Source organism: Sphingomonas sp., from assembly GCF_036677245.1.
Taxonomy (GTDB): Bacteria; Pseudomonadota; Alphaproteobacteria; order Sphingomonadales; family Sphingomonadaceae; genus Allosphingosinicella.
Window position 1 is genome coordinate 1 of record NZ_JAKFCG010000092.1, and the last position, 14,890, is coordinate 14,890.

At 67.9% G+C, this 14,890-nt stretch carries 12 protein-coding genes; 6 read left to right on the plus strand and 6 right to left on the minus strand.

The annotated features are described in order from the left end of the window. Positions 1 to 31: 31 nt before the first annotated feature. Positions 32 to 913 (minus strand): dicarboxylate/amino acid:cation symporter, encoded by an 882-nt coding sequence (locus V6M48_RS10880; RefSeq protein WP_332812565.1) that lies wholly within the window; start codon positions 911 to 913, stop codon positions 32 to 34. A 175-nt stretch (positions 914 to 1,088) separates the two neighbouring features. On the opposite strand from V6M48_RS10880, the gene V6M48_RS10885 reads away from it, so the two are divergent. The 5 genes from V6M48_RS10885 (at position 1,089) to V6M48_RS10905 (ending at position 6,171) form a co-directional block, all read left to right on the plus strand. Further along, complete coding sequence (locus V6M48_RS10885) at positions 1,089 to 2,408, plus strand: dicarboxylate/amino acid:cation symporter (protein ID WP_332812566.1); 1,320 nt, start codon at positions 1,089 to 1,091, stop codon at positions 2,406 to 2,408. 10 nt (positions 2,409 to 2,418) lie between these two features. After that, positions 2,419 to 3,129, plus strand: coding sequence for an alpha/beta hydrolase (locus tag V6M48_RS10890; protein ID WP_332812567.1), 711 nt, complete (start codon positions 2,419 to 2,421; stop codon positions 3,127 to 3,129). Between the two features lie 140 nt (positions 3,130 to 3,269). Next, complete coding sequence (locus V6M48_RS10895; RefSeq protein WP_332812568.1) at positions 3,270 to 3,968, plus strand: tetratricopeptide repeat protein; 699 nt, start codon at positions 3,270 to 3,272, stop codon at positions 3,966 to 3,968. A gap of 125 nt (positions 3,969 to 4,093) precedes the next feature. Then, entirely contained in the window at positions 4,094 to 4,465 is a 372-nt protein-coding gene (locus V6M48_RS10900) for a DUF485 domain-containing protein (protein WP_332812569.1), read from the plus strand. Next, positions 4,465 to 6,171: a cation acetate symporter gene (locus V6M48_RS10905; RefSeq protein WP_332812591.1), complete on the plus strand. Its 1,707-nt coding sequence runs from the start codon at positions 4,465 to 4,467 to the stop codon at positions 6,169 to 6,171. Before V6M48_RS10900 ends, V6M48_RS10905 begins: the two co-directional genes overlap by 1 nt. Before the next feature lie 144 nt (positions 6,172 to 6,315). On the opposite strand, the gene V6M48_RS10910 is transcribed toward V6M48_RS10905, so the two are convergent. Genes V6M48_RS10910 through V6M48_RS10920 form a run of 3 tightly spaced genes read right to left on the minus strand, consistent with a single transcriptional unit; the run spans position 6,316 to position 12,195 of the window. Beyond that, complete coding sequence (locus V6M48_RS10910) at positions 6,316 to 7,722, minus strand: TolC family protein (RefSeq protein WP_332812570.1); 1,407 nt, start codon at positions 7,720 to 7,722, stop codon at positions 6,316 to 6,318. Positions 7,723 to 7,742: 20 nt separating this feature from the next. Further along, positions 7,743 to 10,964: an efflux RND transporter permease subunit gene (locus V6M48_RS10915; protein WP_332812571.1), complete on the minus strand. Its 3,222-nt coding sequence runs from the start codon at positions 10,962 to 10,964 to the stop codon at positions 7,743 to 7,745. Positions 10,965 to 10,971: 7 nt separating this feature from the next. After that, positions 10,972 to 12,195 (minus strand): efflux RND transporter periplasmic adaptor subunit, encoded by a 1,224-nt coding sequence (locus V6M48_RS10920; RefSeq protein ID WP_332812572.1) that lies wholly within the window; start codon positions 12,193 to 12,195, stop codon positions 10,972 to 10,974. A 180-nt stretch (positions 12,196 to 12,375) separates the two neighbouring features. Between V6M48_RS10920 and V6M48_RS10925 the strand changes: the two genes are divergently transcribed. Next, the gene (locus V6M48_RS10925; RefSeq protein ID WP_332812573.1) at positions 12,376 to 12,936 is read left to right on the plus strand and encodes a TetR/AcrR family transcriptional regulator; all 561 of its coding nucleotides are present in this window, start codon (positions 12,376 to 12,378) and stop codon (positions 12,934 to 12,936) included. 25 nt (positions 12,937 to 12,961) lie between these two features. Here V6M48_RS10925 and V6M48_RS10930 read toward each other — a convergent pair whose 3' ends face one another. Further along, positions 12,962 to 13,597 carry a hypothetical protein gene (locus tag V6M48_RS10930; protein WP_332812574.1) on the minus strand — a complete coding sequence of 212 codons (636 nt, stop codon included), beginning with the start codon at positions 13,595 to 13,597 and terminating at the stop codon, positions 12,962 to 12,964. A 13-nt stretch (positions 13,598 to 13,610) separates the two neighbouring features. Further along, positions 13,611 to 14,786 carry a zinc-dependent alcohol dehydrogenase gene (locus V6M48_RS10935; RefSeq protein WP_332812575.1) on the minus strand — a complete coding sequence of 392 codons (1,176 nt, stop codon included), beginning with the start codon at positions 14,784 to 14,786 and terminating at the stop codon, positions 13,611 to 13,613. Between the last annotated feature and the right edge of the window lie 104 nt (positions 14,787 to 14,890).

The following is a 14,890-nucleotide window of genomic DNA, read 5'->3' on the forward strand; positions in this document are numbered from 1 at the left end:
AGCCGGCGACGGAGCGCGGGGACAAAGCCGATCAAGAGGAACGGCAGGGCGAGGCCGAAGCCAAGTCCGGCGAAGACCGCCAGTGCCAAAGCTGGCGGAAGAACCAGAGCGGCGACACCCCCCCGAGGAAGCGCAAGGCGAGCGAGTATACGACGATCATGTGGATGCCGAGCGCGAGCAGCACGACGCCGACATAGGCGCCGAGACGGATCAGCAGCTCCCATCCAAACACCGCCGCGAGATTGAACATGAAGCAGGCGATCGCGATCGGCGCGAGCCGGATAACGATGCCGATCAGCCGCATCGTGACGTGGAACATGCCCTCGATCGCGTCCTGCAGCGCCTGCGCCTGGCGCGTGTTGACCAGCAGTAGCCCGATGCCGAAGACGAGCGCGAAGAACATCACCGCGAGAATGTCGTTGTCGGCCGAGGCGGTGACGATGTTGGTCGGGATGATCGCCAGCACGGCGGCGACACCCGACGGCATCTCCGCCCCCTTCGAAATGATCGCGCCCGCGCCCGCGCGCGCATCGGCGAGCAGCGACTGGGCGAGCAGCGGATCGACCCCGTCGCCGGGGCGGAAGATGTTGACCACGCTCAAGGCGATCACCACCGCGACTGCCGAAATCCCGATCGTGAACAAGAGCGTTTTGATGCCGACGCGCTTCAGCGAGCGAATGTCGCCCATTTCGGCAATGCCGACCACCAGGGCCGAGAACAGCAGCGGAATGACGAGCATGAACAGCAAGCGGAGGAAGATCTGGCCGATCGGGCCGGTGACATAGGTGGTGATCGCGTCGACCCAGGGCGCGCCGGGCTGGGTCATATAGGCGACCAGCCCGAGCGTCAGGCCGACCACGAAGCCGATCAGCATTTTCATCTGCAGCGAAACGCCGCGTGCGTCTTCGGCCATAGGCCCAGCTCCCGAATTTGCGACAAACCGGCGTAGCGTGGCCCTGCTGTAACAAGTTTCCCGGCCAAGGCGAAGGGCGAGGCCTCGTCCCGACCCGGCGATCCGTCGATCTGGCGCTTGACCTCGCCGCCGCAATCGCCTTGTTGACGCAACCTATTCAGTCGAGGAGCCGTCCGTGGCCAAACGCCTTACCTATTTCATTCTGATTGGCCTCGTGCTTGGCATCATAACCGGTTGGGCGATCAACGCCTCGATCAGCGACGGCACGCCCGGCGCGGACGCGCAGCTGACCGAGATTGCCGGCTATTTCTCGATCGTCACCACGCTCTTCCTGCGCCTGATCAAAATGATCATCGCGCCGCTGGTCTTCTCGACGCTGGTCGTCGGCATCGCCCATATGGGCGACACCGCGGCGCTCGGCCGGGTCGGCGGGCGGGCCTTGGTCTGGTTCATCGGCGCGAGCCTGGTCTCGCTGACCCTGGGCCTGATCCTGGTCAATCTGCTGCAGCCCGGCGCGGGGCTCGATTTCCCGATCCCGCCGGTCGATGCCGCGAGCGGCGTCGAGCGCGGGGCGTTTGACCTCAAGGTGTTCGTCACCCACCTCGTCCCCGCGTCGATGGTCGAGGCGATGGCGACCAACGAGATTCTCCAGATCGTCGTCTTCTCCTTGTTTGTCGGCGTCGCGATCACCGCGGTCGGCGAGCGCGCCGCGCCCTTGGTCAAGGGGTTCGAGGCGCTCGTCGCCGTCATGCTCCAGATCACCGATTATGTGATGCGCGTCGCCCCGCTCGCGGTGTTTGCCGCGGTCGCCGGCACGGTCGCCGAGCGCGGGCCGTCGATCATCGGCACGTTCGGCTATTTCATGGGCAGCTTCTATCTCGGCCTGATCCTGTTGTGGGCGATCCTGATCGGCGCGGCCTTCCTGATCGTCGGCCCGCGCGTGAAGCTGCTGCTCCGCTACATCCGCGAGCCGATCCTGCTCGCCTTCTCGACCGCCTCGTCCGAAGCCGCCTACCCGCGCACCCTGGAGGCGCTCGACCGGTTCGGCGTGCCGCCGCGGATCGCCAGCTTCGTGCTGCCCTTGGGCTATTCGTTCAATCTCGACGGCTCGATGATGTACATGACGTTCGCGGTCATCTTCATCGCGCAGGCCTATGGCATCGATCTGACGCTCGGCCAGGAAATCACGATGCTGCTGGTGCTGATGATCACGTCAAAGGGGGTCGCCGGCGTGCCGCGCGCGAGCCTGGTGGTGATCGCCGCGACCCTGGCCTTCTTCGACATTCCCGAGGCCGGGCTGCTGCTGATCCTCGGCGTCGACCATTTCCTCGACATGGGCCGTTCGGCGACCAACGTGGTCGGCAACGCGGTCGCGAGCGTGGTGGTGGCGAAGTGGGAGGTGGAGCTCGATCCGCTCGAGCCCGCCGAGATCGAGCCGCCGCACGCGCCGGCCCATTCCCCAAGCTCCGGGGAGGCGGAGCAAAGCTTCAGATAGGAAGACTCGAATGCAAGAATCTCAGGCGAGCGATCGTCCGCTCGCTTATCGTCATCGCCCGGGCGCCGGACCCACGATCGTCTTCCTGCCCGGCTATATGTCGGACATGGAAGGCGCCAAGGCGCTGGCGCTCGACCGCTGGGCCGAGCAGCACGGCCGCGCGATGCTGCGCTTCGATTATGGCGGCGTCGGCGCGAGCGGCGGCGCGTTCGAGGCGCAGGCGCTCGCCGACTGGCGCGACGATGCGCTGGCGATGGTCGACCAGGTCGCCGAAGGGCCGGTCGTGCTGGTCGGCTCGTCGATGGGCGGATGGCTGATGCTGCACGTCGCACTGGCGCGCCCGGACCGCGTGGCCGGATTGATCGGCATCGCCGCGGCGCCGGATTACACCGGCTGGGGGTTCACCCAGGAAGAGAAGATGACGATCCTGCGCGAGGGCCGGATCGTCCACGGCGAGCGGGTCACCAGCCGCGCCTTCTGGGAAAGCGGCGAAGGCCTGCGCCTGCTCCACGCGCCGATCCACATCGATGTTCCGGTGCGGCTGCTGCATGGCCAGCAGGACGAGACGGTGCCTTGGGCCTATGCGCTCGAGATCGCCAAGCAGCTTCGTTCAGCCGACGTGCAGACGATCCTGGTCAAGGACGGCGACCACCGTCTGTCGCGCGACCAGGATATCGCATTGCTGATTGCGACGGTGGAGCAATTGCTGGAGGCGCTTTGATCTTTTCCTCGCTGGCGCTCGCCGCTGCAGCTGCGGCCGCCCAACCCACTCAGCCCGTCCCATCCGCTCGACCGGCTCCGCGCGCGGCTGCTGCCGCGCCGCCTTCGGACGAAGCCCTGTTCGCCTCCTGCGCGGCGCTGGTGAGGCGCGAGCCCGAGCGCGCCGTCACTGTCGCCAACGACTGGCGGATCCGCGGCGGCGGCGTGCTCGCCCGGCAGTGCCTTGGACTTGCTTATGTCGCGCTCGAACGCTGGGCGCCGGCAGCCGTCGTGTTCGAGCAGGCGGCGCGCGAGGCCGAGACCGAGCAGCGCCCCGAACACGCCGATCTGTGGGTGCAGGCCGGCAACGCCTGGCTCGCCGCCAACGAAGGCGCCAAGGCGCGCGCTGCGTTCGATGCGGCGCTGGCGACCACCTTGCTCGCCCCGGAAATGCGCGGCGAGGTCCATCTCGATCGCGCGCGCGCGCTTGTCGCGCTCGGCGATCTCGGCGGCGCGCGGACCGACATCGACAAGGGGCTCGAGCTGGTGCCGTCGGACCCGTTCGCCTGGTATCTCTCGGCGGCGCTGGCGCTGCGGCAGGGGGATCTGCCCCGCGCGAGGCGCGATATCGCGAAGGCGATCGGCGGCGCGCCCGACGATGCCATGTTGCTGCTCCTCGCCGGCAACATCGCCGGTGCGTCGGGCGAGGAGGAGGCGGCACGCGATTTCTACCGCCGCAGCGCTCGGGCGGCGCCCGGTTCGGACACGGCGCGCGCCGCCGAGGCCGCGCTTGCCGCCAATGGCGGCGCAGGCAGCCCCGCCACCGCCACCAGTGAGCCCGCGCCCAAAGCGCCCCGCTGATCACCCGCCGAGCCTTGCCGAAGCTGGCGAGTTGCGACAGACTGGCCGGCGGGAGGCTCCCAAAGGCGCCAAGACGTCTGCCAGGCCCGTTTCCCGCACATCAATGACGCCGAGGGAGGGGCCGCGTGAGCGATTCGCAACGAGAGCAGCATGCCGTGCGCGGTGAAGGCGGCCACAGCGCGCAATTCGCCCGCATCGCCGCCGACCCGCGCTATCAGCAGCTCGTGCGCCGCCGATCGCGCTTCACCTGGACGCTGACCGGAATCATGCTGATCGTCTATTTCGGCTACATATTGCTGATCGCGTTCAACAAGGAATTTCTCGCGCAACCGATGTTCAGCGGCAGCGCCACCTCGCTCGGGATCCCGATCGGGCTTGGCGTGATCCTGATCGCGATCGTGCTGACCGGCCTCTATGTCCGGCGCGCGAACCGGGATTTCGATCCGATGCTGGCATCGGTGCTCGAGGCTTCGCGCCGCGAGGATCTGGGGCAATGATGCGCCTCACGCCGCGCGCCGGCCTGCTGATCGTCACCCTGCTGCTGCCGTCGGTGGCGCTTGCCGATGCGCTGACCGGCACGACCGAGCGGCAGCCGACCAACTGGCCGGCGATCCTGATGTTCGCCGCGTTCGTGGTCGCGACCTTGGGCATCACCCGCTGGGCCGCGTCGCGGGTCAAAAGCGCGTCCGATTTCTACACCGCCGGCGGCGGCATCACCGGCTTTCAGAACGGCCTCGCGATCGCCGGCGACTATATGTCCGCCGCCTCGTTCCTCGGCATTTCGGCGCAGATCTTCTCGGACGGCTACGACGGCCTGATCTACTCCACCGGCTTCCTGGTCGGCTGGCCGATCATCCTGTTCCTGCTCGCCGAGCGGCTGCGCAACCTCGGCCGCTACACGTTCGCAGACGTCGTCTCGTTCCGCTTCGCGCAGACGCCGGTGCGCTTGTTCGCCTGTTTCAGCACGCTCGCCGTGGTGCTCTTCTACCTGATCGCGCAGATGGTCGGTGCGGGCCAGCTGATCAAATTGCTGTTCGGCCTTGGCTATGGCAGCGCGGTCGCGATCGTCGGCGTGCTGATGACCTGCTACGTTCTGTTCGGCGGGATGGTCGCGACGACCTGGGTGCAGATCGTCAAGGCGGTGCTGCTGCTCGGCGCGGCGACGTTCATGGCGATCTCGGTGCTCGCGAGCTTCGGCTTCTCGCCCGACGCATTGTTTGCCCGCGCCATCCAGGTGAAGGCCGAGATGGCCGCCGCCGCGGGGGCTGCCCCTAATGAAGCCGCGCAGCGCGGCGCCGCGATCGTCGCACCGGGCGGCTTCATCAAGGATCCGGTCTCCGCCATCTCGTTCGGCCTCGCGCTGATGTTCGGCACCGCGGGGCTGCCGCACATATTGATGCGCTTCTTCACCGTTCCCGATGCCCAGGCGGCGCGCAAGTCGGTGCTCTGGGCAACCGGCTGGATCGGCTATTTCTACATCCTGACCTTCATCATCGGCTTCGGCGCGATCGTGATGGTCGGCACCAACCCGGCCTTCCTCGACCCCGCAGGCGGGCTGAAGGGCGGCGGCAACATGGCCGCGATCCACCTCGCCAGCGCGATCGGCGGCAACCTCTTCCTCGGCTTCGTCTCGGCGGTCGCCTTCGCGACGATCCTCGCAGTGGTCGCCGGCCTGACCCTCGCGGGCGCATCGGCGGTGTCGCACGATCTCTACGCGATGGTGATCCGCAAGGGCGCCGCCTCGTCCGCCGAGGAATTGCGCGTGTCGCGGCGCACGGTGTTCGTGCTGGCGCTGCTCGCGATCCTGCTCGGCATCCTGTTCGAGAAGCAGAATGTCGCATTCATGGTCTCGCTCGCCTTCGCGCTTGCGGCGTCGGGCAACTTCCCGGTGCTTTTGCTGTCGGTCCTCTGGTCCGGCTGCACGACCAGGGGCGTCGTCGCCGGCGGGACGATCGGCGTCTTGACCGCGCTCGTGCTGACGATCCTGTCGCAGACGGTGTGGGTCAGCATCCTCGGCCATGCCGAGGCGATCTTCCCTTATTCGTCGCCGACCATCTTCTCGATGCCGCTCGCCTTCTTCACCATCTGGGCGGTGTCGCTGCTCGACCGCAGCGGCCGCGCCGCCGTCGACCGCGAGGGGTTCGTCGAACAGAAGGTCCGCTCGGAGACGGGTCTCGGCGCGACCAAGGCCTCAGCGCACTGATTTTGGTGATCATGCCGGTGACGAGCCCACCGGCACCGTGCGCTAGACTCGATCCCTGTTTGATTGAACCGGAATCGAGTCTAATTTTGTTTGTTTTCCGTGATTTCCGAGTCGTCAGGTGATTCCACCTGACTTGAAATCACTTTAAGCCGCCCAGCCGCCGCCCAGCGCGAGGAAGACGGCGATCAAATTGGTCGAGAGCTGGGCCTCGGCCTGGGCGAGCGCGGCTTCGACCTGCGACAGCGAACGCTCGGCGTCGAGCGTGGTCTGGAACGGCTCGCGTCCGGCGCGATAGCGCAGCCGCGCGATGCGCGCGGCCTCGGCGCTATTCGCGCGGGCGCGCCGTAGCGCCGCGACGCGATCGAGCTCCGAGGCGTAGCGGGTGAGCGCGCTCTCGGCCTCCTCCAGCGCGCCGAGCCACGCCCCGTCGAAGCGCGCCAATGCTGCGTCGGCGCCCGCCTCTGCCTGCGCGACACGGGCGCTGGCGACGGCGCGGTTCGGGAAGGACCAGCTGATCAGCGGCCCGAGCGAGAAGCTCAATCCCGAACTGGACCCGATGCCGCCGAGCGAAGCCGAGTTCGATGCCACCGATCCGCCCAGGCTGATGCTCGGATAAAGCTCGGCGGTCGCGACTCCGACCCGCGCGGTGGCGGCGGCAAGCTGGCGCTCGGCGGCGCGGATGTCCGGGCGTCGGGCGAGCAGGGTCGCGCCGTTGCCGACCGGGATCGGCTGCGACAGCGACGGCGGCGTCTCGCAGGCGGCGACGGCGGGCGGAAAGGCGGCGGGCGGCTGCCCGGTCAGCACCGCGAGGCGGTACAAAGCGGTCCGGCGCAGCGCCTCGAAGGTCGGGATGGTCGCGCGGGTCTGCTCGAGCTGGGCTCCGGCCTGGCCGGTTTCGAGCGCGGTGCCGCGCCCGCCCTCGACCAGCCGGCGGGTGAGGTCGAACGTCTGCTCCTGGATGCGGACGCTTTCGCGCGCCACCGTAAGCTGGCGGCCGGCGCTGCAGGCGTCGGCATAGGCGCGCGCGGTCTCGGCGGCGACGGTGATGCGGGTCAGATCAAAAGCGGCTTGGACCGCCTCGGCTTCGGCGCGGCTGGCCGCGATCGCGCGGCTGACCCTGCCGAACAGATCGACCTGATAGCTGACGTCGAACCCGGCATTGAAGCGCAGCTCGGCCTCGCCCCCGCCAAAATCCTCGCCGGGGTCGGCATAAGCGCCACCGACGGTGAGGTCGGTCGTGGGCAGCCGGCCGGCCTGGGTCTCGCGCAGCACCGCCCGCGCCTGGGCGAGATTGGCGGCCGCGACCCTGAGGTCGGTGTTGGCGCTCAGCGCCTGCTCGACCAGCCGGTCGAGCAACGGATCGGCGAACAGGCTCCACCAGCGCCCCGGCGGCTCGTTGCCGGTGAAGGCGGGCGAAGCCGCGCTGGCGAGCGGCGCCTGGGCGGCGGCGGCCGGCGCAGGCCGGCGGTAATCCGGCCCCACCGCGCAGCCGGCGAGCGCGAGCGCCGCAGTCGCCGCGATCGGATTGCCCAGCCTCGTGGCCAGCCTCATTGCGCGCCTCATTGCCAATCTCATTGGCCGTCCCCGGTGAGCGGGTCGTGCGGCGTCCCACCGTAGGAGGTCGGGTAGACCGCCTCTTTCGGCGGCCGCTTGGGAAGGAAGCGGCCGAGGCTGCGGCTGACGACGTAGAAGAGCGGCGTGAAGATCAGCCCGAACAAGGTCACGCCGAGCATGCCGAAGATGACCGCGGTGCCGAGCGTCTGGCGCATCTCGGCGCCGGGGCCGACCGCGATCGCCAGCGGAATGACGCCGAAGATGAACGCAAAGCTGGTCATCAGGATCGGCCGGAGGCGGGTTCCGGCCGCGTTCACCGCCGCCTCGGTCGGGCTCATGCCATGCTCTTCCTCGGCCTGCTTGGCGAACTCGACGATCAGGATCGCATTCTTGGCGGCGAGCGCGACCAGCACGACGAGGCCGATCTGCGCGAGGATATTATTGTCCATGCCGCGCAAGGTGAGGCCGAACAAGGCGGCGAGGATGCACATCGGCACGATCAGGATCACCGCGAGCGGCAAGGTGATCGCCTCATATTGGGCAGCGAGCACGAGGAAGACGAACAGCACCGCGAGCAGGAAGACCAAAACCGCGCTGCTTTCGGCGGCCTTTTGCTGATAGGCGAGGCCGGTCCATTCGTAGGTGATGCCCGGCGGCAACGTCCTGGCGGCCAGGCCCTCCATCGCGGCGAGCGCGGTGCCCGACGAGACGCCGGGGGCGGTCTGGCCCTGCAGCTCGACCGCGGGATAGAGGTTGTAGCGCACCACTCGGGTCGGCCCGCTGTCGCTGTGGAAGGTCGCCACCGAGCTCAACGGCACCATCGCGCCGCTCGACGAGCGCACCTGCAGCCGGCCGACGTCGGCGAGATCGTCGCGCGAGCTCGGCTCGGCCTGCGCGGTGACGCGGAAGGTGCGGCCGAGCAGGTTGAAATCGTTGACGTAGGTCGAGCCGAGATAGGTGCCGAGCGCTTCGAAGATCTGCGCCGGCTGGACGCCGAGCAATTGCGCGCGGTCGCGGTCGACGTCCGCGCGGATGCGGGGGGAGCCGGTGTTGAACAACGAGAAGACCTGCGTGACCTCGGGCGTCTGCGCGGCGGCGCCCATCATCTGGAAGGTGAGGCCTTCGAGCGCGCGATAGCCCGCGCCGGACCGGTCCTGCAGCATCATCATGAAGCCATTGCCGGTGCCGAGCCCGGGGACGGCCGGCGGTGCGAGGAAGAAGATGTTGGCGCCCTGCAGCGCGCCGGCCATTTTGCCGGTCAGCGCGGCCGACAATTCGTGCGCGGATTGGCCCTGGTCCTTGCGCTCGCCCCAGTCCTTGAGGTGGACGAACATCGTTCCCGAGTTCGACGCGAGCGAGTAGCTCGCGCCATCGACGCCGGCGAGATAGGCGGTGCCTTCGACGCCCTCGGTGGCGGTGGCGATCTTGTCGGCCTGGGCGAGAAGGGCGCTGGTCCGCTCGAGCGACGAGCCCGGCGGCAGCTGGAACACGCCGATCAGCGCGCCCTGATCCTGCTCCGGGATGAAGCCGGTCGGAGTCGCCATGATCTGCCAGCCGGTGAGCGCAAGCAGGCCCGCATAGATGCCGAGCATCACCGTCGCCTTGCGGACGACTCTGCCGGTCAGCTGACCGTAACGATCTGACAGCCAGTCGAAGCCGGCGTTGAACTTCGCCGCGCCGACCCGGACGGGGCGCATCCAGCCGCGCGCCTCATCGGCGTCATGCTCGCGGTGGGGCTTGAGCAGCAACGCCGCCAGGGCCGGCGACAAGGTCAGCGAGACGATCAGCGAGATCAGCGACGCCGAAGCGATCGTCACCGCGAACTGCCGGTAGAAGATGCCGGGAATGCCGGGGATGAAGGCGGTCGGCACGAACACCGCGGTCAGCACCAGGCCGATCGCGATCAGCGCGCCCGAGACCTCGCGCATCGTCCGGTGCGCGGCCTCGCGCGGAGTCATGCCGTTGCGGATATGCTTCTCCACCGCCTCGACGACGACGATCGCATCGTCGACGACGATGCCGACCGCGAGCACCAGCGCGAACAGCGACAGCGAGTTGATCGAGAAGCCGAGCGCGAGCTGGACCGCGAACGTGCCGATCAGCGCGACGGGAATCGCGAGGATCGGGATGATCGCCGCCCGCCACGTCTGGAGGAAGACGAGGATGACGAGCACCACCAGGACGATCGCTTCGAGCAACGTCTCCTGGACCGCGTCGACCGATGCGGCGACATATTTGGTCGGATTGTAGGGGATGACATAGCTCATTCCCGGCGGGAATTCCTTCGCCGCCGCGTCCATCTCGGCGATCACCAGCTCGGCGGCGTCGAGCGCGTTCGAGCCGGGCTGCTGCGCAATGCCGAGCGCAATGCCGCGGTCGCCGCGGAACGACGCCTGGACGCCATATTCCTGGCTGGCGAGCTCGACCCGGCCGACATCGCGGATCCGCGTCACCGCGCCCGAGGGCTCGGTCTTGATGATGACGTCGGCGAACTGGGCGGGATCGCTCAGCCGTCCCTGCACTTCGATCGGAAGTTGGAAAGCGGGATTGCCGCTGCCGTAGGGCGGCTGCCCGACCGCGCCGCCCGCGACCTGGACGTTCTGCGTCCGCAGCGCGCCGACGATCTCGCCGGCCGTGAGGTTGCGCGCGGCGGCGCGATCGGGGTCGATCCAGACCCGCATCGCATAATTGCCGCCGCCGAACACCATCACTCCGCCGACGCCCTTGATCCGCAGCAGCCGATCGCGCAGCACCGAGGTCGCGTAATTGCCGACATAATCGATATTGTGGTTGGGATCGCTCGAGGTGAGCGCCACGAACATCAGGAAGCCGGTCGCCTGCTTGGCGACGGTGACGCCGATCTGGCGGACCTGCTCGGGCAGGCGCGGCTCTGCGACCGCAACCCGATTCTGGACCAGCACCTGCGCCGCGTCGAGGTCGGTGCCGGGCTTGAACGTGACCGTGATCGTCGCCTGGCCCGAGGAGGTCGAGGACGAGCTCATGTAGAGCATGTCCTCGACGCCGTTGATCTCCTGCTCGAGCGGCGTCGCGACGGTATTGGCCATCGTCTCGGCCGACGCGCCGGGGAAGAAGGCGCTGACGTTGATCGTGGGCGGCGCGATCTCCGGATATTGCGACAGCGACAGCTGCGGATAGGAGAAGGCGCCGATCAGGACGATGAAGATCGCGATCACCGATGCGAAGATCGGCCGCTCGATGAAGAAGCGCGAGATGTTCATCCTTGCCTCAGCGCTGGCCCGCCGCGCCGGGCGCGCCGGCTCCTACGGCAGTGGCGATCGACGAAGGCGGTGTCGACGGCGGTTGCGGCGCGGGCTCGGGTCCGGTGACGAGCGGAATCCGTCCGGGCCGTGCGACGACCTTCGCCCCCGGACGGGCGGCGCGCTGGACGCCGTCGATGATCACCCGGTCGCTTGGCGAGATGCCGCTGCGGATCACCCTGAGATTGCCGATCAGTGGACCGAGCACGACCGGCCGAACGGCGACCGCGCCGGCCTTGTCGACGATGTAGACGACCCTCCGCGCCGCATCGGTCGCGATTGCCGTGTCGGGGACGAGCAAGGCCCGATAGGGGCGCGAGGCCGCGAGCCGCAGATGGCCGAACATGCCGGGCTTGATGAAGCCGTTGGGGTTCGCAACCACCGCGCGGGCGCGGACGGTCCCGGCGCCGGTGTTGATCGCATTGTCGATGAAGTCGAGCCGGCCGCCATGGACGTAGCTGGTTTCGTCCTGCAGGCGGATGCGGACCGGCGCGCCGGTGCTGCTGCCGCCATTCTGCCGTTGATATTTCAGCAGCAAGGCTTCCGAGCCCTCGAACCCGAAATGAAGCGGGTTGGTCGAGACGATCGTCGTCAGGATGGTCTGGTCGGCCGTCACCGAATTGCCGGGGTCGACCCGCGCTTCGGAGACCTGGCCGGAGATCGGCGCGCTGACTCGGGTGAAGCCGACGTTGAGCTGCTGCGCGCGGACCAGCGCCTGCGCGGCGGCGACATCGGCTTCGGCCGTGCGCAGGCCGGCCTGGCGCTGCTCGACTTCCTCGGTGCTTGCCGCCCGCTCCGCCGCGAGGCTGCGCGATCGGGCAAGCTCGGTGCGGGCGTTGGTCAAGGTCGCCTGCGCGCGGGCGAGCTGCGCGCGCGCCTGGGCGAGCGCCGCCTGCGACGGGCGCGCATCGATCGTGAACAGCAGCTGCCCGCGCCGGACATATTGGCCATCGCGAAAGTGGACCGCCTGCAGATAGCCGGTCGCCCGCGGCTTGATCTCGACATCCTGGGGGGCCTCGAACCGTCCGACGAAGTCGTCCCAGTCGAGCACCTCCTGCACCAGTGGGGTGGCGACCGTCACCGGCATCGCCGGCGGCGGGCCGGCCTTTTCGTCCTGGCCGGAGCAAGCCGCAAGCGCGAGGCTCAGGAGCAGGGGGAGCATGCCGCCACGCGCGGCTGGAGATTTCGGCATTGGCAGGCTCTCGGCAGGCAAATGGTGGCGGCAGGAAAAAGGTGGCGGCAGGCGAATGGTCGCGGCCTGCGCGCGGCAGGCGAAACGCGAACTAAGAAGAGGTTGATTGCGTGTCAACAACCGTAGACATAACAAGTCAACAATTGTTGATTGGATGGTCCATTTTGGTAGGAAGCTGCGATGAGCACCCGAGTCAAAAATGCCGCGGCCACGCGCGAGAACATCCTCGCCGCCGCGCGCCGCCGCTTCCTGCAGGAAAGCTATGAAAACGTCGGCCTGCGCAACATCGCCGCCGATGCCGGTGTCGATGTCGCGCTGACCGGGCGTTATTTCGGCTCGAAGGAGGAGCTGTTCAAGGAGGTGCTGCGCGGCACGCGCGGTGAATGGCTCGACCCGACGGTCACCGCCGCCGACCTGCCCGAATGGCTGGCGGCGCTGGCGACCCAAAAGCATGGGCCCGGGGAGCGTGAGAACATCGAGCGGCTGCTGATCATCCTGCGCTCCGCCTCCTCGCCCACCCCGGCGGAGGTCGTGCGTCAGACGTTCAGGGCGAACGTGCTCGATCCGGTGGCCGCGCTGCTGAGCGGCCCGGATGCCGAAACCAAGGCCAGCGTCGCGCTCAGCCTGCTGATGGGATCGACGATCCTGCGCACCATCATGGGTGTCGAACCGCTGGCCGAATGCGATGCGGGCGCGGCGCGAGCGCGGCTAACGGCTCTCTTCTCCGCCGCGCTCGCCTAACGCCACTGGGGCCGTCTCGGACCGCCTATTCGGCGGTCTCGAGCGAACGGCTGAACTCCTCGGTCGCGGGCGAGGTGCGGCCCGTCACCTGGGAGGCGTTTGCGGCGGCAGGAGCGGCACGCATGTCGCCCGGCCTTTCGAAATCGGCGGCGGCGCCGCGCGAATTCTCGAGTCCGCGCGGCCAGCCGCTACGGTCGCTATAGTCGCGCTTTTCGCCCTTCGAAGGGCTGTGCCGCACGGTGAGCGCCTGCGCGGTCGCGATGTCGGCGAGCGTCACCGCGACGACCGAGGCGAGCGCGATGCCGACATTGGCCTTCTTGGGATTGTCGTCGCGATAGGCGAGCAGCAGCCCGGCGATGTCGAGCGCATCGCCGGCGACCCGGCTCCACACGCCGACCTTCTTGTCGGGCGAGAGCGAGGTGATGCCGTGCGCGATCTCGCGCACGCCCATCGCACGAACGAGAGTCTCATGGCCTTCGACGCCGAGCGCGCGGGTGAGGCGCGACGCGGCGAGCAGCTCGGTCATGCCGAGGGCGAGGCTGAACCAGCCAAGGCCGATGGCGGCCCGGTCCGATGCGCCGCGTGAGCTCGGCCCGGTCTGGATGATCTTGGGATCGCCCGGCGAGCGGGCCATGTCTGAAGCGCTGGTAAGGCTGAACATTGTAAGGTTCCTTTCAGGGCTTGAGCACCACCTTGATGCAGCTGTCCTGCTTGTCGCGGAAAGTCTTGTAGAGCTCCGGACCGTCCTCGAGGGTGCCGGTGTGGGTGACGACGAACGAGGGGTCGATCTGACCGTCCTCGATCCTCGCGAGCAGATCGTCGGTCCAGCGGTTGACGTGGCATTGGCCCATGCGGAAGGTCAGGCCCTTGTTCATCGCCATGCCGAACGGGATCTTGTCGACCAGCCCGCTGTAGACTCCGACGATCGAGATCACGCCGGCCGGACGGCAGGCGTAGATCATCTCGCGAAGCACGTGCGGACGATCATTCTCCATCATCGTCATCTGCTTGACCCGGTCGATCACGCTGTCCGGCTGGCCGAAGTTGATATGCGCTTCCATGCCGACCGCATCGATGCACTTTTCGGGCCCTTCGCCGCCGGTGAGATCGTTCAGCCGCTCGATCACGCTGTCTTCGAGGAAGTTGATCGTGATTGCGCCCGCCGCTTGCGCCATCGACAGCCGCTCGGGCAAATAATCGATCGCGACGACCTGCTCGGCTCCCAGCAGCAGGGCGCTGCGGATCGCCATCTGGCCGACCGGGCCGCAGCCCCAGATCGCGACCGTGTCGGTCGGCTGGATGTCGGCCTGGACCGCGGCCTGCCAGCCCGTCGGGAAGATGTCGCCGAGGAACAGCAGGCTTTCGTCGGAGATGCCGTCGGGGACTTTGATGTGAGTCGTGTCGGCGAACGGAACCCGGACATATTCTGCCTGGCCGCCGGGATAGCCGCCGGTGAGGTGGGTGTAGCCGAACAGGCCCGCCGTGGCGTGGCCGAAGACCTTGTCGGCGAACTCCTTCTTGCGGTTGGTCCGCTGGCAGACCGAGAAATTGCCGCGCCGGCATTGCTCGCACTCGCCGCAGATGATCGTGAACGGGACGACGACCCTATCGCCCTTCTTGAGCGATCCCTTGGCCTCCGAACCGACCTCGACCACCTCGCCCATCATCTCGTGGCCGAGGATGTCGCCGGGCAGCATTGCCGGAATGAAATTGTGGAAGAGGTGAAGATCCGATCCGCAGATCGCGCAGCTCGTGACCTTGACGATCGCATCGCGGGGATCTTCGATTTCGGGGTCGGTGACGGTGTCGCAACGGACGTCTTCTTTGCCATGCCAGACCAGAGCGCGCATGTTCGTCTCCTTTCGACGGCGCTGGAGGTACGAGCCGAACGCCTTCATTTCCGATTGGGTGCATGCCCGCGCAGCCGATTCTGGATTCTTTTCGTTCCGGGTCC